19 protein-coding genes are annotated in these 20,669 nt (G+C 45.7%); 9 read left to right on the top strand and 10 right to left on the bottom strand.

What is annotated here, in order from left to right; genetic code table 11:
* Window positions 1–264: 264 nt before the first annotated feature.
* The 6 genes from aceF to xerD form a co-directional block, all read right to left on the bottom strand.
* A complete protein-coding gene (aceF, locus tag AC5O63_RS15510) occupies window positions 265–2,160 on the bottom strand; it encodes a pyruvate dehydrogenase complex dihydrolipoyllysine-residue acetyltransferase (protein WP_494505527.1) in 1,896 nt (631 codons plus the stop codon).
* A 19-nt stretch (window positions 2,161–2,179) separates the two neighbouring features.
* On the bottom strand, window positions 2,180–4,843 hold the full coding sequence (gene aceE, locus AC5O63_RS15505) for a pyruvate dehydrogenase (acetyl-transferring), homodimeric type (protein ID WP_171324685.1): 2,664 nt from the start codon (window positions 4,841–4,843) through the stop codon (window positions 2,180–2,182).
* Between the two features lie 56 nt (window positions 4,844–4,899).
* Complete coding sequence (pdhR, locus tag AC5O63_RS15500) at window positions 4,900–5,667, bottom strand: pyruvate dehydrogenase complex transcriptional repressor PdhR (protein WP_004742610.1); 768 nt, start codon at window positions 5,665–5,667, stop codon at window positions 4,900–4,902.
* A gap of 744 nt (window positions 5,668–6,411) precedes the next feature.
* Window positions 6,412–8,148: a single-stranded-DNA-specific exonuclease RecJ gene (gene recJ, locus AC5O63_RS15495; protein WP_494505526.1), complete on the bottom strand. Its 1,737-nt coding sequence runs from the start codon at window positions 8,146–8,148 to the stop codon at window positions 6,412–6,414.
* Between the two features lie 96 nt (window positions 8,149–8,244).
* Window positions 8,245–8,997 (bottom strand): thioredoxin fold domain-containing protein, encoded by a 753-nt coding sequence (locus AC5O63_RS15490; RefSeq protein WP_494505525.1) that lies wholly within the window; start codon window positions 8,995–8,997, stop codon window positions 8,245–8,247.
* A 40-nt stretch (window positions 8,998–9,037) separates the two neighbouring features.
* The gene (xerD, locus tag AC5O63_RS15485) at window positions 9,038–9,934 is read right to left on the bottom strand and encodes a site-specific tyrosine recombinase XerD (RefSeq protein WP_004742607.1); all 897 of its coding nucleotides are present in this window, start codon (window positions 9,932–9,934) and stop codon (window positions 9,038–9,040) included.
* A 163-nt stretch (window positions 9,935–10,097) separates the two neighbouring features.
* On the opposite strand from xerD, the gene fldB reads away from it, so the two are divergent.
* Entirely contained in the window at window positions 10,098–10,619 is a 522-nt protein-coding gene (gene fldB / locus AC5O63_RS15480; RefSeq protein ID WP_004742606.1) for a flavodoxin FldB, read from the top strand.
* 196 nt (window positions 10,620–10,815) lie between these two features.
* Here the strand turns inward: fldB and ampD are convergent, their stop codons facing one another.
* Complete coding sequence (gene ampD, locus AC5O63_RS15475; RefSeq protein WP_494505524.1) at window positions 10,816–11,361, bottom strand: 1,6-anhydro-N-acetylmuramyl-L-alanine amidase AmpD; 546 nt, start codon at window positions 11,359–11,361, stop codon at window positions 10,816–10,818.
* Window positions 11,362–11,492: 131 nt separating this feature from the next.
* On the opposite strand from ampD, the gene nadC reads away from it, so the two are divergent.
* From nadC to yacG, 8 genes are all read left to right on the top strand, one after another.
* Complete coding sequence (gene nadC, locus AC5O63_RS15470; protein WP_494505523.1) at window positions 11,493–12,380, top strand: carboxylating nicotinate-nucleotide diphosphorylase; 888 nt, start codon at window positions 11,493–11,495, stop codon at window positions 12,378–12,380.
* A gap of 241 nt (window positions 12,381–12,621) precedes the next feature.
* Window positions 12,622–13,056, top strand: a complete 435-nt coding sequence (locus AC5O63_RS15465; protein WP_494505522.1) for a type IV pilin protein — start codon at window positions 12,622–12,624, stop codon at window positions 13,054–13,056.
* 5 nt (window positions 13,057–13,061) lie between these two features.
* Window positions 13,062–14,753, top strand: a complete 1,692-nt coding sequence (pilB, locus tag AC5O63_RS15460) for a type IV-A pilus assembly ATPase PilB (protein ID WP_494505521.1) — start codon at window positions 13,062–13,064, stop codon at window positions 14,751–14,753.
* 10 nt (window positions 14,754–14,763) lie between these two features.
* Complete coding sequence (locus AC5O63_RS15455; protein WP_494505520.1) at window positions 14,764–15,987, top strand: type II secretion system F family protein; 1,224 nt, start codon at window positions 14,764–14,766, stop codon at window positions 15,985–15,987.
* A gap of 58 nt (window positions 15,988–16,045) precedes the next feature.
* Window positions 16,046–16,915 carry a prepilin peptidase gene (locus AC5O63_RS15450; RefSeq protein ID WP_494505519.1) on the top strand — a complete coding sequence of 290 codons (870 nt, stop codon included), beginning with the start codon at window positions 16,046–16,048 and terminating at the stop codon, window positions 16,913–16,915.
* Window position 16,916: 1 nt separating this feature from the next.
* A complete protein-coding gene (coaE, locus tag AC5O63_RS15445; protein ID WP_494505518.1) occupies window positions 16,917–17,525 on the top strand; it encodes a dephospho-CoA kinase in 609 nt (202 codons plus the stop codon).
* Window positions 17,526–17,559: 34 nt separating this feature from the next.
* Complete coding sequence (gene zapD, locus AC5O63_RS15440) at window positions 17,560–18,300, top strand: cell division protein ZapD (protein ID WP_494505517.1); 741 nt, start codon at window positions 17,560–17,562, stop codon at window positions 18,298–18,300.
* A gap of 62 nt (window positions 18,301–18,362) precedes the next feature.
* On the top strand, window positions 18,363–18,557 hold the full coding sequence (yacG, locus tag AC5O63_RS15435) for a DNA gyrase inhibitor YacG (RefSeq protein ID WP_171324696.1): 195 nt from the start codon (window positions 18,363–18,365) through the stop codon (window positions 18,555–18,557).
* A 394-nt stretch (window positions 18,558–18,951) separates the two neighbouring features.
* Here yacG and rplS read toward each other — a convergent pair whose 3' ends face one another.
* The 3 genes from rplS to rimM are packed head-to-tail and all read right to left on the bottom strand — an operon-like array spanning window position 18,952 to window position 20,666.
* The gene (gene rplS / locus AC5O63_RS15430; RefSeq protein WP_004742596.1) at window positions 18,952–19,305 is read right to left on the bottom strand and encodes a 50S ribosomal protein L19; all 354 of its coding nucleotides are present in this window, start codon (window positions 19,303–19,305) and stop codon (window positions 18,952–18,954) included.
* A 41-nt stretch (window positions 19,306–19,346) separates the two neighbouring features.
* Window positions 19,347–20,090 carry a tRNA (guanosine(37)-N1)-methyltransferase TrmD gene (gene trmD / locus AC5O63_RS15425; RefSeq protein WP_004742595.1) on the bottom strand — a complete coding sequence of 248 codons (744 nt, stop codon included), beginning with the start codon at window positions 20,088–20,090 and terminating at the stop codon, window positions 19,347–19,349.
* 27 nt (window positions 20,091–20,117) lie between these two features.
* The gene (gene rimM, locus AC5O63_RS15420; RefSeq protein ID WP_004742594.1) at window positions 20,118–20,666 is read right to left on the bottom strand and encodes a ribosome maturation factor RimM; all 549 of its coding nucleotides are present in this window, start codon (window positions 20,664–20,666) and stop codon (window positions 20,118–20,120) included.
* Window positions 20,667–20,669 lie beyond the last annotated feature (3 nt).

The following is a 20,669-nucleotide window of genomic DNA, read 5'->3' as shown; positions in this document are numbered from 1 at the left end:
ACCTCTTGTAGTCATTATCCCTAACAGGCTGAGTGGGTATTGATTCTATATGTTCAAGTCAGTTTATTTTAAACAGTTGTTTTCAGACCGCCATCAGTTTACAGAGATGTTAATGGTGTGAAAAGTAAATCAATTTAGCCTGTGAGCTAGACAACAATTCGTTTGAGAAAACCTTATTCACTCTAAGGTCTGCAATCAAATTGTTTGATAATTATTAGTAGTAGAGGCGGCTCTAATGCCGCCTCTAAATCATCTAATCTTTAATTAAAGAACTAGACGACGAATGTCTGATAGCGCTGCGTTCAAGAACGTGATGAAGCGAGCACCTTCAGCACCATCAATCACACGGTGATCGTATGATAGAGATAGTGGAAGCTGTAGACGTGGTTCGAACTCTTTACCGTTCCACACTGGCTTCATTTCAGACTTAGACACACCTAGGATACCAACTTCTGGAGCATTTACGATTGGTGTAAACGCAGTACCGCCGATACCACCAAGGCTAGAGATTGTGAAACAACCGCCTTGCATATCACCAGCAGTTAGCTTACCAGCACGTGCTTTCTTAGAAATAGCCATTAGCTCTTCAGATAGCTCGTAGATGCCTTTCTTGTTCACATCTTTAAACACAGGAACAACTAGACCGTTAGGCGTATCTACTGCGATACCGATGTTCACGTATTTCTTCAGAATGATGCTTTCGCCATCTTCAGATAGAGAAGAGTTGAACGCTGGGAATGCTTCTAGCGCTTTCGCTGCAGCTTTCATGATGAACACAAGTGGTGTGATCTTCATACCCGTGTCTTTCTTCGCTTCGATAGCGTTCTGCTCTTTACGGAATGCTTCTAGCTCAGTGATGTCAGCGTTATCCCACTGTGTAACGTGAGGGATCATTACCCAGTTACGGTGCAGGTTAGCGCCTGAGATCTTCTTGATCTTAGAAAGCTTCTGAACTTCAGTTTCGCCGAACTTGCTGAAGTCCACTTTTGGCCAAGGTAGTAGACCAAGAGCCGCGCCGTCGCCTTTACCAGATGCCGCTGCACCTGCGCCAGACTCAAGACGCTTAAGCGCATCTTTAACGTAAGACTGTACGTCTTCTTTTAGGATACGGCTCTTACGACCAGTACCTTTAACCTTAGAAAGGTTAACGCCAAACTCTCGAGCTAGACGACGAACAACTGGAGACGCGTGTGCGTACTCATTGTTCTCTTGGAAATCACCTGTTGCTGCAGGTGCCGCTGGAGCTTCTGCTTTAGGAGCTGGAGCTGAAGCTGCTGCAGGTGCCGCCGCTTGAGCTGGGGCTGCTGCTGGAGCAGGTGCTGCACCCGCCACTTCGAAGACCATAATTAGTGAGCCAGTTGACACTTTGTCGCCTGCTGCAATCTTGATCTCTTTAACCGTACCAGCAAATGGAGCAGGAACTTCCATTGAAGCTTTGTCACCTTCAACAGTGATTAGAGATTGCTCTTCTTCCACTGTATCGCCAACTGCAACCATGATCTCAGTTACTTCAACTTCATCACCGCCGATATCAGGAACGTTAACTTCTTTCGCTGCTGATGCTGCTGGAGCCGCTGCAACTGGAGCTTCTGCTGCAGCAGGTGCCGCTGGAGCGCCAGAGCCTGCTACTTCGAATACCATGATTAGCGAGCCAGTCGTAACTTTATCGCCTGCTGCTACCTTGATCTCTTTTAGTGTACCAGCGAATGGTGCAGGTACTTCCATAGAAGCTTTGTCGCCTTCAACCGTTAGAAGAGATTGCTCTTCTTCAATGCTGTCGCCAACTGCAACCATGATTTCAGTCACTTCAACTTCATCGCCACCAATATCTGGTACGTGAACTTCTTTAAGCTCTGCCGCTGCTGCTGGAGCTGGAGCCGCTGCTGGAGCTGCTTCTGCCGCAGGAGCAGGTGCAGCGTCAGCTGCACCCTCGGCTTCGAAAATCATGATTAGAGAACCAGTAGAAACAGAGTCACCTTCCGTAACTTTGATTTCTTTAACGATACCCGCTTGAGAAGCAGGAACTTCCATAGAAGCTTTATCGCCTTCAACTGTGATAAGAGACTGCTCTTCTTCAACCTTGTCGCCAACGCTTACAAGAATTTCAGTAACTTCAACCTCATCCGCACCGATGTCTGGTACATTAATTTCGATTGCCATTTCTTATTTACCTTCTCAATTAAGCGTATAGCGGGTTAGTTTTTTCAGTGTCGATGTCGAACTTAGCAATAGCTTCAGTTACTACTGACTTCTCAACATCACCACGCTTAGCTAGTTCAGTTAGCGCTGCAACTACCACGTAGCCTGCGTTAACTTCGAAGTGACGACGTAGGTTCTCACGGCTATCAGAGCGGCCGTAACCATCTGTACCCAGTACTTTGTATGACTCAGAAGGCATGAACGCGCGAACTTGCTCAGAGTAGTTCTTCATGTAGTCAGTCGCTGCGATAGCTGGCTCAGTACCCATTACTTGTGCAATGTAAGGTACTTTCGCTTCGCCTTCTGGGTGAAGCATGTTGTAACGTTCTGCATCTTGACCGTCACGAGTTAGCTCGTTGAACGATGTTACAGAGAACACGTCAGAAGCGATGCCGTACTCTTCGCTTAGGATAGTTGCTGCTTTACGTACTTCGTTCATGATAGTACCAGAGCCCATTAGCTGAACTTTAGACTTGTCACCTGCGTAAGACTCAAGCTTGTAGATACCCTTACGGATGCCTTCTTCAGCGCCTTCTGGCATTGCTGGCATTGCGTAGTTTTCGTTCATCACAGTTAGGTAGTAGAACACGTTCTCTTGGTTCTCACCGTACATGCGACGGATACCGTCTTGCATGATGACTGCAACTTCGTAAGCGAATGTTGGGTCGTAAGAGATACAGTTAGGAACAGTGTTCGCCATGATGTGCGAGTGACCATCTTCGTGCTGTAGACCTTCACCATTTAGCGTTGTACGACCAGCAGTAGCACCTAGTAGGAAACCACGAGCTTGTTGGTCACCAGCCATCCACGCCATGTCGCCAACACGTTGGAAACCGAACATAGAGTAGTAGATGTAGAACGGGATCATTGGTAGATCGTTAGTGCTGTATGACGTTGCAGCAGCAACCCAAGAAGCCATTGAGCCTAGCTCGTTGATACCTTCTTGTAGTACCTGACCAGATGTCGCTTCTTTGTAGTAAGAAACAATGCCTTTATCTTCTGGTGTGTATTCCTGACCGTGCGGGTTGTAGATACCGATCTGACGGAATAGACCTTCCATACCGAACGTACGTGCTTCGTCACAGATGATAGGAACGATGTTCTTACCAATGTTCTTGTTCTTAAGCAGGATGTTAAGCGTACGAACGTAAGCCATAGTTGTAGAGATATCACGCTTTTGCTCACTTAGTAGCGGCGCGAACTCTTCTAGCTCAGGTACTTTAAATTCTTGAGTGAACTTAGGTAGACGCTGTGGCGTGTAACCTTTTAGTTCTTTACGACGAGCGTGTAGGTATTCGTATTCCGCAGAACCCTCTTCAAGTTTCAGGTACGGAAGCTCTTTAACTGCTTCGTCAGTTAGGATGTCTTGAAGACCTAGACGATCACGTAGGTGTAGTACGTGAGTCATGTCCATCTTCTTAACTTGGTGCGCGATGTTCTTACCTTCAGCCGCTTCACCCATGCCGTAACCTTTAACAGTCTTAGCTAGGATTACTGTTGGACGACCTTTAGTTTCTGCCGCGTTTTTATATGCTGCGTATAGCTTCGAAGACTCGTGACCACCACGCTTAAGTGCGAAGATTTCGTCATCAGTCATGTCTGCAACTAGTGCAGCAGTCTCTGGGTACTTTCCAAAGAAGTGTTCACGTACGTAAGCACCGTCTTTAGATTTAAATGTTTGGTAATCACCATCTACAGTTTCGTTCATTAGCTGTAGAAGCTTGCCAGACGTATCTTTAGCAAGTAGTGCATCCCAGTTGCTACCCCAGATAACTTTAACAACATTCCAGCCAGCACCTTTGAATAGGCCTTCTAGCTCTTGGATGATGCTACCGTTACCCATTACAGGGCCATCTAGACGCTGTAGGTTACAGTTAACTAGGAAACATAGGTTGTCTAGCTTCTCACGCGCAGCGAAAGATAGTGAACCACGTGATTCTGGCTCATCCATTTCACCGTCACCTAGGAACGCGTATACACGCTGAGCCGAAGTATCTTTCATACCACGACCGTCTAGGTACTTAAGGAAACGCGCTTGGTAGATCGCAGAAATAGGACCTAGACCCATAGAAACAGTTGGGAACTGCCAGAACTCAGGCATCAGTTTAGGGTGCGGGTATGATGGGATACCTTTACCGTCTACTTCTTGGCGGAAGTTATCTAGCTGCTCTTCAGTTAGACGACCTTCAACGAATGCGCGAGAGTAGATACCTGGTGAGATGTGACCTTGGTAGTATACTAGATCGCCACCGTCCGTCTCGTTTGGAGCGCGGAAGAAGTGGTTGAAACATACTTCGTAGAATGCAGCAGAAGACTGGAAAGACGCCATGTGGCCGCCTAGCTCTAAGTCTTTCTTAGATGCACGTAGAACGATCATGATTGCGTTCCAACGGATGATGGAACGAATACGGCGCTCAAGAGTTGTGTCACCTGGGTAAGCTGGTTCTTGATCTGCAGGAATCGTGTTGATGTAGTTCGTTGTGATACCTGTTGGCATATCAACACCGTCTAGACGTGCTTTGTCTAGAACTTGCTCTAGTAGGAACTGAGCACGTTCTACACCTTCTTCACGTACAACTGACTCAAGTGCTTGTAGCCATTCTTGAGTTTCCAGTGCATCTACGTCATGCTTCATATCAGACATGGCGATCTATCCTTCTATTGGTTGGATCTACTTATTTAAAGTAACCGTTTCTTGTTTTAAGAATCGTTACCTTGCTGAATTCGACGCAAAGAACGCTCTCTGCGAGACTCTTCACGAGTCAAATCCAACAATGTTTCTTCAATATAAGCTAAGTGTGAGTGAGACATTTCACGCGCCTTTTCAGGCTGACCAGAAACAATCGCATCCACGATATTAGCTCGGTGTTTACTTACTTTTTCGACCACTTCATCGCGGCGATGTAAGAGCTTTAAATTCTGCAAGACATTCTGCTCTAGCAAAGGCGCAAGGCTGCGAACAATGTGCAGAAGTACCACGTTATGGGCAGCTTCAGTTAAAGCGATCAAAAACTGCATTACCGCAGCTGATTCTGCTTCGACATTCTTCTTAGTTTGCTCTTCACTGATGTTTTTCAGGCAAGCCTGAATACGAGCGAAGTCTTCCTCGGTACCACGAACTGCTGCAAAGTAAGCGGCTATACCTTCCATCGCATGACGCGTTTCCAGTAAATCCAGCTGAGTTTCGGAGTGGCTAGACAATAAATTTAGCAGAGGATCTGAAAAGCTGGTCCAGATGTTCTCGCTAACAAAAGTGCCACCACCCTGACGGCGAGTAAGAAGACGTTTAGCTTCTAAACGTTGTATCGCTTCTCGGATTGAAGGACGGGAAACATCAAACTGTTTTGCCAGTTCGCGCTCTGGAGGCAGCTGCTGCCCCGGAGACAATGTTCCTTCCACAATCAGCCTTTCTAACTCTTGTTCAATCACATCAGAAAGTTTTGGCTGACGAATCCTTTGATAAGCCATAGTTGTTTTTCTTCTACTCTTTGCAGTCAATTGGTAATACCAATTTTAAGTTGGCGAGAAAATTAACATAATTAAAACGCAAGTTCCAGACAAAAATTGACCCAAATCATAGAACGAGCCATGTACCAACACTTTGATAACAATAGCTGATTAAAACAGCAATCAAATTGGTCTGACCAATTACAAAATATAAACAGATGGGAATAAATCGTGCTAGGTATCACAGTTTAATTGGTAAGTTTTAAAGGAATATGAACAGAATATGTCGTGAAAAGATGGGAAGTTGCGAGAAACGAGAAACGAGAAACGAGAAACGAGAAACGAGAAACGAGAAACGAGAAACGAGAAACGAGAAACGAGATTAATTTTGAGGGTCGAGGTTTGTTCGTCAACCCTTTTACTTTTATTTAGAACGTTCATCCTCAAGAACAAGGGACGAGTGAACTGGGATTATGATAACAAGCCGAGAAGACATAGAGATTCCCTACTCACTCCTTCGTCGTTCTATGGAATGACTGCTTGTACATCAGGCCATCCCAAACAACGTCATCCTCAAGAGTGAGGCACGAACGAGTTGGGGATCTCTTAAAGCAAATCGAACCCTTACTCGATCTATGGAACAACCCAGCAGAAGAATCCGAAATAGTCGTAAGACTCTTTTCTCGAAGGGTGGAACCCGTTCCCGATTCTCGCGGGCGTAGCCCGATCTCGGAGCAACGCGTTCTGTAGGGCTATGCCCGTATTCTACTTCGCCTCTAAATGATCAATCATCAACTGCAACGATTGATTGCCGCGGAACTCATTAATGTCGAGCTTATAGGCTAAACGCACCGTTTTCACTGAAGCATCAGGCCAGCGGCGCAGATCAACGTTGAATGCAATGCCATCAATCATGATATTGGTTGGGTGACCTTTGTGTAGAGGTTCTAACATAAGCTTTAAGTGCTTCTCGCCAACCAGTTTCTGATGAAGCACTTTAAATTCACCGTCAAACAGAGGTTCTGGGAAAGCTTGCCCCCAAGGTCCACCAGCACGAAGCATCTCGGCGACATTCATAGAAAACTCTTCTGGCTTGAGTTCGCCATCAGACAAAATCACACCCTTCAGTGCCGCTTCATCTAAGTCTTGCTTCACTGCTTCATCAAACAGTTTAGAGAAGCGTTCAAAATCTTTCTCCAAAATAGTTAGACCCGCTGCCATCGCGTGTCCGCCGAACTTGAGTATCAAACCTGGGTTCTGGGTATCGATGCGATCTAAAGTATCACGCATATGCAAACCCGGTATCGAGCGGCATGAACCTTTAATCGAACCTTCACCTCCATCAGCAAATGCAATCACTGGGCGGTGAAACTTCTCTTTAATGCGTGAGGCTAAAATACCAATCACGCCCTGATGCCAGTCACGCTGAAAAAGCACGAGGCCATGAGGCATATCTTGGTCGCCGAACTGCAGACGTTCACAAAAAGCCATCGCTTCTTGCTTCATTCCCTCTTCAATTTCTTTGCGAGTTTGGTTCAAACCATCTAACTCGCTCGCCATTCGACGTGCGGCATGAATGTTGTTTGCCATTAACAGCTCAACGCCAAACGACATATCATCCAAACGACCCGCGGCGTTGATACGCGGCCCTAACGCAAATCCAAAATCAGACGCCACCAAGCGACGTGAATCTCGCTTCGCTACTTCTATCAGAGCTTGAATGCCCGGACGCGCTTTACCCGCTCTAATTCGCTGTAAACCTTGATGAACCAAAATTCGATTGTTTTCATCCAGAGGCACGACATCAGCAACCGTACCGAGTGCCACTAAGTCAATCAGCTCCATTAACTTAGGCTCTGCCATCCCTTGCTCGGCAAACCAGCCGGTTTTACGCATATGAACGCAAAGAGCCATCATCAAGTAAAAAGCAACGCCAACGCCAGCTAAAGCCTTGGAGGGAAACGCGCACTCTTGGAGGTTGGGATTGACCATGGCATCAACATTCGGCAGCTCATGACCAGGTAAGTGGTGATCAGTCACCAATACCTTCAAGCCCTGCTCTTTCGCATAGCGCACACCATCAATCGAAGAGACCCCATTGTCGACGGTCATAATCACTTCAGCGCCAATCTCAATCGCTTGATCAACAACCTCAGGACTTAGGCCATAGCCATCTTCAAAACGATTTGGGACTAGGTAGTCGACATTACTCGAACCTAACATCCTAAGCGCCAATACAGACAAAGCCGAACTTGTCGCCCCATCTGCATCAAAATCACCCACCACGATTATCCGCTTATTGTGCTGAATAGACTCAAATAACAGCTCAACCGCCGCTTCAATGCCATGCAGTTTTTGATAGGAGTGCAACGCACGCGCTGTAGTATCTAGTTGTTGCTGCGATGTGATACCTCGACTGGCGTAGATACGTTTAAGTAAAGGCGCAATGGTATCTGGCAGAGAGGATAAATCAGGTTCAGGGCGACGTTGGATTTCAATCATGACAATAGATCGGGTGATGATAAGTTAAGTGGGACAATCATAGCAGCAACCAAACTAAACTGAGGATATTTAGTTTGGTTACTTGATTCGTTTAAATTACGACTTTGGAGTTTGTTGCAGGCGTTGCAACATCTGTTCTGGTGGCAAGTAACCACCGACCATCTCACCATTAGGTAAGAAGATCGCTGGCGTACCACTGATTCCCAGTTCACGACCTAGCGCATAGTGATCCTGAATAATCTGCTGATACTTAGCAAAGTCTTCACTCTTTTCTGGGAACTCACGCTTTACCTTACCGTTGTGCATTGCGGATTGTGGGTCTTCTGCGCCCCAAATCGAAGCCATTTGATCAGCCACTGAACCCGTCGCACCCTGACGAGGATAAGCAAGGTAACGGATAGTAATCCCTAGATCATTGTAGTCTTTCATCTGACTATGAAGTCGAACACAGTAACCACATGTAATATCAGTGAACACAGAGATCACGTACTTCTCATCTTTGGCTTTAAACTCAATCATGCTGTCTTTAAAGGCTTCAATTTTCGCCGCATTGATTGGCGCTTGGCGTTTAGCCAGCACATCTTCGTACTTGCCATTTGAGTCCAGCTTGTACAAGGTACCCGTGATAAAATAATCACCAGTTGGTGATGCGAACAGGATTCCACCGCTGGTTTGTATTTCAACTAAGCCATCAATATCAGCGGGAACAACGTCCTTCACTTCCAATCCTAGCTTGGCAAAATGCTCTTCTAGCTGAGCTTTATCAAATTTCACCTCGCCTGCAGATACGGTTTGTGTAGCAAGTAGAAATGGCAATGTAAGTAGAGTCATTCGGCGTAATACGCTCATTCAATTCACCTTAAATCGATTTAGTTATAACCATGAGCGCTTAAGCCCTTGGGTGATGCTCACTGTGTAGCTGTTTCAATCGTTCAGTTGCTACATGAGTATAAATTTGTGTTGTAGACAAGTCACTATGCCCCAAAAGCATCTGTACTACACGTAAGTCTGCGCCGTAGTTCAACAAATGGGTCGCAAAAGCGTGTCTTAGCACGTGAGGAGAAAGTAGTTCGGTATCAATCCCAGCTATCACCGCGTAGTGCTTTATACGATGCCAAAACGTCTGGCGAGTCATTTGTCGCGCGCGTTTACTTGGAAACACCACGTCAGAGGTTGTCTCTCCAAGTAATTCAGACCTGCCTTGGTGGATAAAAGTTTCAATCCATTCAACGGCATTTTCTCCCATCGGCACCAAACGCTCCTTACCACCTTTACCCGTTACCCGAACAACGCCTTGACGCAAGCTGACGTTTTCCATTGTCAGGCTGACTAACTCAGTGACACGCAACCCGGTCGCATATAGCAATTCAAGCATGGCTTTATCGCGCAGCTCCATCGGATCATTCGGATCTGGTGCATCAAGCAACGCATCCACTTGCTCTTCAGTCAGATCTTTAGGCAGGCGTTTGGGCAGTTTTGGACTTACCAGTAGCGCACTCGGATCATCACTGCGAACTTTCTCACGATGCAAATACTGAAACAGACGTCGAATTGCGGACAACATTCTTGCTCGTGAAGTTTGCTTATACCCTTCATCAACCAACCACGTCTGGTAGTCTTGCAGCCCAGACAAACTGATAAAGTCGAGACGATAATTATTGGCTGTCATCCACTGGATTAGCTTTGAGAGATCATTTCGGTATGAGGCAAGGGTGTTTTCAGATAAGCCCCGCTCCATCCACATCGCATCTAAAAACTGTTCCACTAGCCCTTGGTCAGGCGACATTTGTTGTGACACGGCAAACCTCAAAAATTTTTTCTGCGCTCAAATGTAAGTGCCTCAAAACAATAAAGCTATAAAAATTGCTAGTGAAAGTGGATATTCGCTGCAAAGCTCGCCATTTTGTGGTTAGAATTCACCATCAATTCTCAAAATATAAAACAATGCTATGAAAATCGGTCTATTTTACGGCTCAACGACTTGTTACACCGAAATGGCGGCAGAGAAAATCCGCGCTATCATTGGTGAAGACCTTGTTGATATTCACAACGTTAAAGAGTCACCACTCTCTTTGATGGAAGATTATGATTTTCTGATTATCGGCATTTCAACCTGGGATTTTGGTGAGATCCAAGAAGACTGGAATGAGTTATGGGATCAAATCGATGGCGTATCGCTAAATGGCAAAACCGTCGCACTATTCGGCTTAGGCGATCAAGAAGGCTATGGCGAGTGGTATCTGGATGCTATGGGACTCTTGCACCACGAGCTGAAAAAGACCGGAGCTAACTTTGTTGGTTACTGGCCTAACGACGAGAACTACGAGTTTGAAGCCTCAAAAGCCCTAACCGAAGATGGCAGTCAATTTGTCGGCTTAGCACTTGATGAAGATTCCCAATATGAACTGAGCGATGAACGTATCGCCACTTGGGTTGAGCAGATTTTGGTTGAGTATCAAGAGACACTGTAAAAGCGGGAATCGGGATGCGGGAACGGGCTTCGCCCTACGGATAACTGGATAACTGGATAACTGGATAACTGGATAACTGGATAACTGGATAACTAAAGTTGATCCACTTTGCTTAAGGTCTCAACTCTAGCTTTCCCGCAGCAAAGCGAACCATAGAGCGGAGCTCGTTCCAGCAGGACGAAGTCCGTTCCTATTTCTAAGGGCGCAACCCGCCCCTAAATCTCCCCCAATCAAATACCAAACCCGGATCGGTTTTACGTAGTGGCGCAATGTATTGGTGGCCAGTAATGCGCGGTAAGGTGATTTTCGGGTAGCTGACTTGAATCTGCTTGGTGAGCTCCGTTAACGCTTGGTATTGCTCATCTGTGTAGGCAACGTAGTCACTGCCCTCTAACTCAATGCCGATCGAGTAGTCATTGCACTTATCTCGCCTGGCAAAGCTCGAAACACCTGCGTGCCATGCTCTGGCAGTAAACGGTACAAACTGAACCACTTCCCCATCACGTCTGATCAAGCAATGAGCCGAAACACCCATATTATGGATCACTTCAAAGAACGGATGTTCATTCGGGTCTAGTTGACCAGTAAAAAACTGTTCAATATACGGACCACCAAACTGACCCGGCGGTAAGCTGATGTTATGCACAACCAAAAGAGAAATGTCGGTAGTGTCTGTTCTGTGGTCAAAAAAAGGTGAAGGTACATGTCTAGCTTTGTTGTACCAACCATTTTCATCGATCATAAGCGGCTCATTATCATGACTAACTCTCTGATTTTATCCCTTTGGCGATGAAATGCGAGATTAATGGCTGAATTTCACACTCAGTCAGCGTATCATGCCCACCTCTTGTCCAACTGCGTATTAGATTTGCGATGAAACACACACACAATAGCCAAGAACGTCTCGAATATTTGAAACAGCAACTTCCTTTAGAGATCTCCCGCGCTGTCGCGGATACCATCAAGGAAGATCTGGGGGGTACTCTAGACCCTGCCGCAGATATTACCGCAAGTCTAATCCCAGCAGATGCACACAACGAGGCAACCATTATCACTCGTGAACATGGTGTTTTTTGCGGCAAAGCTTGGGCTGACGAAGTATTTAAACAGCTAGGCGGCGAAGTAAAGATTGATTGGAATGTAGAAGATGGCGATAAAGTAGCACCTAACCAAGTGCTGTGTACGCTTTCAGGCCCTTCTCGTGCTCTTCTTACTGGTGAGCGCAATGCGATGAACTTTATCCAGACTCTTTCTGGCTGTGCGACGGCCGTGGCTGAATATGCAGAGAAAATAGAAGGCACAGGTTGTCGCCTGCTTGATACCCGCAAAACTATTCCTGGTCTACGTAGTGCATTAAAGTACGCTGTTGCCTGTGGCGGTGGCTTTAACCATCGTATCGGTGTGTTTGACGCTTACCTAATCAAAGAGAACCACATTATTGCTAACGGTGGTATTTCTCAAACCATTAAAACGGCCAAAGAACTCAACCCAGGCAAGCCGGTTGAGGTTGAAACAGAGAGCCTTGAAGAACTGCAAGAAGCGATTGAAGCAGGTGCTGATATCATCATGCTTGATAACTTCACCACCGATATGATGCGTGAAGCAGTAAAAATTAACGCGGGTCGCGCTGCGCTAGAAAACTCAGGTAATGTGACGCTAGAGACTATCCGAGAGTACGCTGAAACTGGCGTTGACTATATCTCGGTTGGTGCACTGACTAAACACCTAAAAGCGATGGATTTATCCATGCGCTTTAAGTAACTATCAGCAGAAAAAACAACGTACTACTCAAGAAAATAGAGGCTTCGAGCCTCTATTTTTGTATTCGTCCTAAGCTTACCCACCTAAACTCATGCCCTAGCTCGGATCAAATTGTACTTGATATGAAACTAAGGACTATTTTTTCCTAACTTACTCGGAAACAACCTGTACCAACATTTCTGCTTAGCAGCCCATTCAATACTCTCTCCGGACAAATCGTCTTTTATCTATGGAGAGAAATATGCAAAGTTTACAAAGCCGCAAAACCAAAGGCTTTACCTTAATTGAGTTGATGATTGTGGTAGCAATTATTGGCGTGCTTGCGTCAATATCAATACCAGCTTATCAAGACTATGTTAGGAAATCTGAGGCGGCTTCAGCGCTAGCGACGTTAAAAAGCCTGATTACGCCAGCTGAAGTTTTCTATCAAGAAAACGGCACCGCATCGGCCGCAGCTTTATCTAATTTAGGCATCGATAGCGGCGCTAATAATTTAGGAACCATTGCCTCAGCAATAACTGGAACAGGTTCAGCAGCTGTTCCAACATTAAAGTTCACATTCGATTCCGACAGCTCAATGGGAAGCAGTGACACCATTACCTATTCTCGAGATCCGAGTACCGGTTGGTCTTGCGCAAAAGCGGGAGCAGTTCCTTCTCTAGATGGATGCTCATAAGCAATATGCTAACCAACCTACCCTCTATTTTGCGCCAAGCTGAGCTCCTTGACCCTGTTCAAGAAGCTCAGTTGGTGGAAATGGTTAAGGGCACAAATCTTACTGTAGCCGAAGCGATAATAGAGCGAGGTTGGCTCACCCAAGCAGAGCTAGCCTCACAACTCTCGCGAATTTTTGCCTTACCCATCATCGACTTTGCTAATTACGATTATCAAGCGGTATGCCACAATCTAGGCCTGCGCGAATTGATCACCCGCTCCCGAGCAGTACCTATTAGGCAGAGTGAACACCAACTGCTTATCGCCGTTACAGACCCAACCAATATCGCAATCGAAGAAGAGTTTCGCTTTGCGACCGGAAAGCAGATTGAGTTAGTTTTAGCTGACGTAAAGCAACTCAATGGCGCGGTACGTCGCTTGTATGGCAGCGCTATCTGTGGTGAAGAAGCGAGTCATGCAAAAGAGCTGAGCGAACAAGAGCTCGTCAGCTTAGTCGAGCTCTCTAATGATGAAATTCGCCCAGTCGAAGACCTGAGTAGTGATCACTCCCCAGTCAGTCGTTATATCAATCAAATCTTATTGGATGCGGTTAGGAAAAAAGCGTCTGACATTCACTTTGAACCGTATGAAGCCTCTTATCGTGTGCGATTTCGTTGTGATGGTATTTTGATTGAGACTCAACAACCTAGCCATACATTAAGCCGTCGGTTATCCGCAAGGCTAAAGATCATCGCCAAACTCGATATTGCCGAGCGCCGCTTACCTCAAGATGGGCGCATCAAGCTTCAACTCAGTGCAAGTACCGCTGTCGATATTCGAATTTCAACCCTACCAACCTTGTGGGGCGAGAAGATCGTGCTACGCCTTCTCGATAGCAGCAGTGCCGAGTTAAACATTCAATCACTAGGGTACAACCAACACCAACAAGCTTTGTATCAAAAGGCTTTGAGCAAGCCCCAAGGCATGATTTTGATGACAGGACCAACAGGCAGCGGTAAGACAGTCTCACTTTATGCGGGGCTAAACATGCTCAATACCCCACAAGTGAACATTGCAACCGCAGAAGACCCGGTGGAAATTAATTTAGCGGGCGTTAATCAAGTTCAAATCAACCCAAAAATTGGATTAGACTTCGCCCAAGCGTTGCGCGCCTTTTTACGCCAAGACCCTGATATTGTCATGGTCGGTGAGATACGCGACCTTGAAACGGCTGAAATCGCAGTCAAAGCAGCACAAACAGGTCACCTAGTGCTATCAACTTTGCATACGAACTCGGCTGCCGAAAGCGTCGTTCGCTTGCAACATATGGGCATCTCCCCATTTAATCTCTCCTCATCACTGAGCTTAATCATTGCCCAACGTTTGGCACGAAAGCTGTGTAACCATTGTAAGCAGTCGCAAACCTTGCCCGAGGCGCACTGCCAACAACTGCAGTTAGCAAACAACACCGTGGTTTTTGCGGCTAATGAGCAAGGGTGCAGTGAATGCAATCAAGGCTATTTTGGGCGAACTGGAATCTATGAAGTGATGCAGATAGACGACAAGTTAGTGCAAGTCATCAATCAAGAGGCAGATGCTAAAGCCATCGAAAAGGCCGCGATAAAGCAAGGAATGCAGACGCTTAAAGAGTCTGGAACAGAGAAACTACTCGCAGGAATCACCAGTTACCAAGAGTTACAACGTGTTCTTTATTTGTAGGTAATCTGAAATGAAAGCAGCATCTCATCAGCTCAAACAGTATCGCTGGAAGGGGGTTAACCAAAGAGGAAAGCTCGTCTCTGGCTCTACGCTCGCCTTAAGTGATAACGAAGTAAAAGATAAGCTGAGTGAACAATCAATTCGTGTTAAATCTCTAAGAAGAAAGTCACTGTCTCTCGTTACTCGCCTAACACAAAGAGTCAAAAAGAAAGACATCACTCTACTCACGAGGCAGCTGAGTACTATGCTCGCGACTGGAGTACCACTGATTCAAGCATTGAAGCTTATTACTCTTAACCACCCCAAAGCTGAGATGAAATCGGTCTTAAGCTACATAAGCAAGGAGGTAGAATCAGGAAACCCGCTATCTCAGAGCTTAGGCACCGCTAGCCCACTATTCGATAGCCTTTATACCGACCTCGTTGCCACTGGAGAGCAGTCTGGCAACTTAGCGGAAGTACTCCAACGTATTGCTGACTATCGGGAAAAATCGCAACGACTTAACGCCAAGGTAACCAAAGCGCTCATCTATCCCACTATGGTGATGACCACGGCTTTCGCTGTGACGTATCTAATGCTAACAATGGTGATACCTCAATTTGAAGCAATGTTTGCAGGCTTTGGTGCTGAGTTACCTTGGCTTACCCAACAAGTGCTGGCCTTATCCGCTTGGCTACAAACCTATTCGGGACCTAGCTTACTTGGATTGATGCTGATGTTAGGGGTCATTAAGCTCGGTTTAACAAAATCATACCGACTTCAACTACTGTTTAGTCGTGCCCTACTCAAGATCCCGCTTCTCGGCAACATTTTAACTAAAGCGGCAATTGCTAAATTTAGCCGAACACTTGCCACTAGCTTTAATGCCGGAATCCCAATTTTAGAAGGTATAAGAGCCTCCGCTAAAACGGTTCGTAACCAGCATTATCATCAAGCAATCAAAACGGCTTTGCTCGATGTCACTGCAGGTATGCCGCTGTATCTTTCACTGCGCAACGCTGGCTGTTTTCCCGAAATGGTTTTGCAGATGATAATGATAGGTGAAGAGTCAGGACGGCTCGGGGAAATGCTACACAAAATTGCCGATGTGTATGAGTTTGAGATCGATAATACTGTTGATAATCTTGGCAAGATCATAGAGCCCGCGATAATCATCTTTCTAGGTATTGTTGTCGGTGGGCTGATTGTCGCAATGTATTTACCTATCTTTAATTTGATGAGTGTCTTAGGATAAGATACAAGGCTTATCTAATTGAACTGAATGCTTTTACTTAAAGAGCTGTACCTACTTTATGGACGTTTTTGACTATTACCATTGGCTTTTTCCTACACTAGCAACATTGTTTGGTCTTATCGTAGGCAGCTTTTTAAACGTGGTTATTCATCGCCTGCCGATCATCATGGAACGTGAATGGCGAGCCGAATGTGCGGAAAGCTTTCCTGAATACCAAATATCGCCCCCAGAAGGGACTTACAACCTCAGCGTTCCAAATTCAACTTGCCCCAAATGTGATACTCCAATCCGCATGATGGACAACATTCCTGTTGTTAGTTGGCTGATACTGAAAGGGAAATGTCGTCAATGCGATAATAAAATAAGCATGCGCTACCCTCTGATTGAGATCTTGTCAGCAGGTCTATGTTTTGTTATCGCTAATCAGTTTGCATTGAGCTACTTCTCGATTGCCTTGCTGTTTTTCACCTTTACTCTTATCGCGGCGACCTTTATTGATCTCGATACCATGCTGCTGCCAGATCAACTCACTCTTCCTCTAACCTGGGCGGGAATTGCGCTCGCACTGTTTGGGATTAGCCCAGTATCTCTACAAGACGCGGTGATCGGTGCAATGGCTGGCTATCTTGCTTTATGGTCAGTTTACTGGCTGTTTAAGCTAGCCACAGGCAAAGAAGGAATGGGTTACGGAGACTTTAAACTGCTTGCCGCCTTGGGCGCTTGGCTTGGTTGGCAATATTTGCCGATGATAATTTTGCTCTCTTCTTTAGTTGGCTTAGTTTTTGGCCTCATTCAGCTCAAATTGAAAAGCCAAGGAATCGACAAAGCCTTCCCATTTGGCCCTTATTTAGCTATTGCAGGCTGGTTGAGCATGATGTGGGGAAATGACATTCTCAATTGGTATTTAAGCAACTTTTTAGGAATCTAATATGGCACTAGTTATTGGTATTACTGGTGGCATTGCCAGTGGTAAAACAACGGTTGCAGACCTATTCCAGCAAGAGTTTGGCATTGAGATTGTGGATGCTGACATTGTTGCTAGGCAAGTGGTTGAACCCAAAAGCCAAGGCTTGCAAGCCATTGAACAACACTTTGGTCAAAGCGTTATTCAGCAAGATGGGACATTAAACCGAGCAAAACTGAGAGAAATCATCTTTAGCGAACCGAGCCAAAAGGAGTGGCTGAACAATCTACTCCACCCTATGATTAGAGCCCAAATGCTCTCTGAACTTGCCGAAGTACAATCAGAGTATGCCTTACTGGTCATCCCTCTAATGGTGGAGAACAACCTGCAGGCACTTGCAGATAAGGTGCTCGTGGTCGATGTAGATGAGCAAACGCAAATTCAGCGCACCGTTGAGCGAGACCAAGTTGATGCCGTTCAAGCGAAAGCGATTCTCTCTTCGCAAGCAACGCGAGAGCAGAGATTAGCTATCGCGGATTATGTGATTAAAAATAATACAGAAAACCAAAAACTTTTGCCTCAAATCACAGAATTACATAAAAAGTTCCTAGAAATCAGTAGGGAAAATCGGTGAGAATAAAGGTTGAAGAATACAGAGCTGCATATTGATGACCACGCATTATTTTGAACATCCACTAAACGAAAAAACTCGCATCTACCTCCGTGTTGAAGCTTTGCTTAATCAACTGGATGTAGCGGCTCAGTTTAGTGATGATATGCAGCACCTGATTTTCTATCGTTCTTTGTTTGATCTGCTTGAGATCTTCGAGCAAATTCAACTCAAGAGCGAGCTAGCCAAAGACATCGAAAAGCAAAGATTAACATACCGCTCTTGGCTCAATGTCGAGGGCGTTGACCAAGATATGCTGAAAAATATCTTAAATGAAGTCGACGCGGTACACAGTGACCTAATGGGTGCTGAGCGTTTCGGGCAAAGTCTTAAGGAAGACCGCTTCCTAAGTGCAATTAGACAACGTTTCAATCTCCCAGGAGGTTCATGTTGCTTTGACCTACCAGCACTTCATCACTGGCTACATCTACCACTTGAAAACAAGAAAGCCGATGCATCTCAGTGGCTTTCAACCCTAAGACCACTCGCTGAAGCCCTCAAGCTTTGGCTTAAACTCACGCGAGAAACGGGTCACTTCCGCGCCATTCAGGCCAATTCAGGTTTCTATCAAAGTGACGCCGATGAAGCCAACATTCTCCGCTTGGAAATCCCGATGCACTTTGGCGTCTACCCTATGATTTCAGGGCATAAGAATCGCTTCGCGATAAAGTTCATTGAGTTTGAATCGGGTCAAGCATCGGTTGCTAACGTTGAGTTCAAACTCGCTGTGTGTAGCTAACAACAGATTCCATATTCAAGCTATACTAAGCCCACCCCTTTGTTTAAGTTCAGAGAAACACCATGTCTAAGATTACCATCGTTCCATGCCCTCAATGCGGCCAAGATGTTACATGGGGCGAGCAGAGCCCTTTCCGCCCGTTTTGCAGTAAGCAGTGTCAGATGATTGATTTCGGCGAATGGGCTGACGAAGAGAACACGATCCCCGGCGCACCAGATATGTCAGATGCTGACGGCTGGTCGGAAGATCAGTACTGAAAAGATTCGAGAAGCGAGAGCGCTACGCTTTGAGATGTGAGAGTAAAGAGAAGCTGATGTGAGAGCATCGGCTTTTTTGGATAACTGGATAACTGGATAACTGGATAACTGGATAACTGGATAACTGGATAACTGGATAACTGGATAACTGGATAACTGGATAACTGGATAACTGGATAATTATCTTTAGTTAGGTACAGGTACCGTCAATACCTAACGAAAAACCACTAGCATTTGTACCTCCCGAAGGGCGAAGCCCGATCCCGCTTTCCAAAAGCGAAGCGTTCCATAGGACGAAGTCCGTTCTCGAATCTCGCAGGACGTAGTCCGTTCCAAACAAAAAAGCGGAGACCAATTGGTCTCCGCTAATACTATGAGAACGCTAGTTATAGCATTACTTCTTAGCAAGTTTCTCTTTAATACGAGCAGACTTACCAGAACGCTCACGTAGGTAGTACAGCTTGGCACGACGTACTGCACCGCGGCGTTTAACTTCAATGCTATCAACCATTGGAGAGTGAGTTTGGAACGTACGCTCTACACCTTCACCGTTAGAAATCTTACGTACAGTGAATGCAGAGTGTAGACCACGGTTACGGATTGCGATTACAACGCCTTCGAAAGCCTGTAGACGCTCACGGTCACCTTCTTTTACCTTAACTTGAACAACAACTGTGTCACCAGGTGCGAAGTTAGGTAGGTCTTTTTTCATTTGCTCTTCTTCAAGAGCCTTGATGATGTTACTCATTTTCAATATTCCTAGAATAAACTGATACTAAATTTAATAGGTTACTTAGCTCGGGTCTCTTTAATGAACTCGGCCAGTAATTGTTCCTGTTCGTCAGTCAGAGCTAGGTTTTCCAGGAGCTCTGGTCTTCTTAGCCAAGTACGGCCTAACGACTGTTTTAGTCGCCAGCGACGAATGTCCTTATGGTTACCAGACTTTAGTACCGCAGGTACTTCTTTATCGTCTAACACCTCAGGGCGCGTATAGTGAGGGCAATCTAGCAAGCCATTAGCAAAAGAGTCTTCTTCTGCTGACGCGAAATCTCCTAGTACACCCGGAACAAACCGAGACACTGAATCAATCAACGTCATGGCTGGTATCTCACCACCCGTCATCACAAAATCCCCAATTGACCATTCTTCGTCAACTTCAGATTGGATGATACGCTCATCTACCCCTTCGTAACGGCCACAAATAAGAAGCAAGTTCTCGTTTGTTGCCAGTTCCTCTACCCCTTGTTGGTCAAGTTTTCGACCTTGAGGAGAAAGGTAGATGACTTTCGTCTTACCCGGTGACGCTTGTTTGGCTGCGTGGATAGCATCGCGCAAAGGCTGAACCATCATAAGCATGCCAGGGCCGCCACCGTAAGGTCTATCATCAACAGTGCGATGTTTGTCGTGCGTGAAATCACGAGGATTCCAAGTCTCAATCGACAAAAGACCTTTTTTAACCGCTTGACCTGTTACTCCAAAATCAGTAACAGAACGGAACATTTCAGGAAATAGGCTAATTACGCCAACCCACATGTTTATCTCGCTCTGGTAATTTGGAGTTTAGAATCCAGGATCCCAGTCAACTTCGATCCGTTGAGCTTCACGATCAATGTTTTTGATCACTTGCTCTTCAAGGAACGGAATTAATCGTTCCTTTTGTCCGAAAGCATCTTTTAGATTTGCTTTAATTACGAGAACATCGTTGGATCCAGTTTCCAGCATGTCGGAAACGACACCTAGATCGTAACCTTTATCGGTTACTACCTGCATACCAATCAAATCACGCCAATAGAACTCGTCTGATGGCAATTCTGGTAATACCGCAGGGTCAATTGAGATTTCAAAGTTAGTCATGAGCTGCGCTTCTTCGCGCACATCAAGACCTTCCAGCTTTACCACCAAACCTTTGTTATGGCGCTTCCAGCTTTCTACTTTGTACTCGACCCACTTTTCACCTTGCTTAATAAACCAAGGTGCGTAATCAAATATGCTTTCAGTATTGTCTGTGTAGGAAAAAACCTTGAGCCAACCGCGAATGCCATAAGTAGCACCAAACTTGCCTACAACAATCTTGTCATCGCTCATTGTTTCTTTACCTTTCATCGACATAAG

This window comes from Vibrio sp. SCP2 (assembly GCF_059295395.1).
The sequence above is the reverse complement of the archived record's forward strand: the minus strand, read 5'-3'. Positions and strand labels throughout refer to the sequence as shown.

Coding starts and splice junctions, on each gene's coding strand:
- aceF (WP_494505527.1), bottom strand. CDS start 2,160: ATGGCAATCGAAATTAATGTACCAGACATCGGTGCGGATGAGGTTGAA.
- aceE (WP_171324685.1), bottom strand. CDS start 4,843: ATGTCTGATATGAAGCATGACGTAGATGCACTGGAAACTCAAGAATGG.
- pdhR (WP_004742610.1), bottom strand. CDS start 5,667: ATGGCTTATCAAAGGATTCGTCAGCCAAAACTTTCTGATGTGATTGAA.
- recJ (WP_494505526.1), bottom strand. CDS start 8,148: ATGATTGAAATCCAACGTCGCCCTGAACCTGATTTATCCTCTCTGCCA.
- AC5O63_RS15490 (WP_494505525.1), bottom strand. CDS start 8,997: ATGAGCGTATTACGCCGAATGACTCTACTTACATTGCCATTTCTACTT.
- xerD (WP_004742607.1), bottom strand. CDS start 9,934: ATGTCGCCTGACCAAGGGCTAGTGGAACAGTTTTTAGATGCGATGTGG.
- fldB (WP_004742606.1), top strand. CDS start 10,098: ATGAAAATCGGTCTATTTTACGGCTCAACGACTTGTTACACCGAAATG.
- ampD (WP_494505524.1), bottom strand. CDS start 11,361: ATGATCGATGAAAATGGTTGGTACAACAAAGCTAGACATGTACCTTCA.
- nadC (WP_494505523.1), top strand. CDS start 11,493: ATGAAACACACACACAATAGCCAAGAACGTCTCGAATATTTGAAACAG.
- AC5O63_RS15465 (WP_494505522.1), top strand. CDS start 12,622: ATGCAAAGTTTACAAAGCCGCAAAACCAAAGGCTTTACCTTAATTGAG.
- pilB (WP_494505521.1), top strand. CDS start 13,062: ATGCTAACCAACCTACCCTCTATTTTGCGCCAAGCTGAGCTCCTTGAC.
- AC5O63_RS15455 (WP_494505520.1), top strand. CDS start 14,764: ATGAAAGCAGCATCTCATCAGCTCAAACAGTATCGCTGGAAGGGGGTT.
- AC5O63_RS15450 (WP_494505519.1), top strand. CDS start 16,046: ATGGACGTTTTTGACTATTACCATTGGCTTTTTCCTACACTAGCAACA.
- coaE (WP_494505518.1), top strand. CDS start 16,917: ATGGCACTAGTTATTGGTATTACTGGTGGCATTGCCAGTGGTAAAACA.
- zapD (WP_494505517.1), top strand. CDS start 17,560: ATGACCACGCATTATTTTGAACATCCACTAAACGAAAAAACTCGCATC.
- yacG (WP_171324696.1), top strand. CDS start 18,363: ATGTCTAAGATTACCATCGTTCCATGCCCTCAATGCGGCCAAGATGTT.
- rplS (WP_004742596.1), bottom strand. CDS start 19,305: ATGAGTAACATCATCAAGGCTCTTGAAGAAGAGCAAATGAAAAAAGAC.
- trmD (WP_004742595.1), bottom strand. CDS start 20,090: ATGTGGGTTGGCGTAATTAGCCTATTTCCTGAAATGTTCCGTTCTGTT.
- rimM (WP_004742594.1), bottom strand. CDS start 20,666: ATGTCGATGAAAGGTAAAGAAACAATGAGCGATGACAAGATTGTTGTA.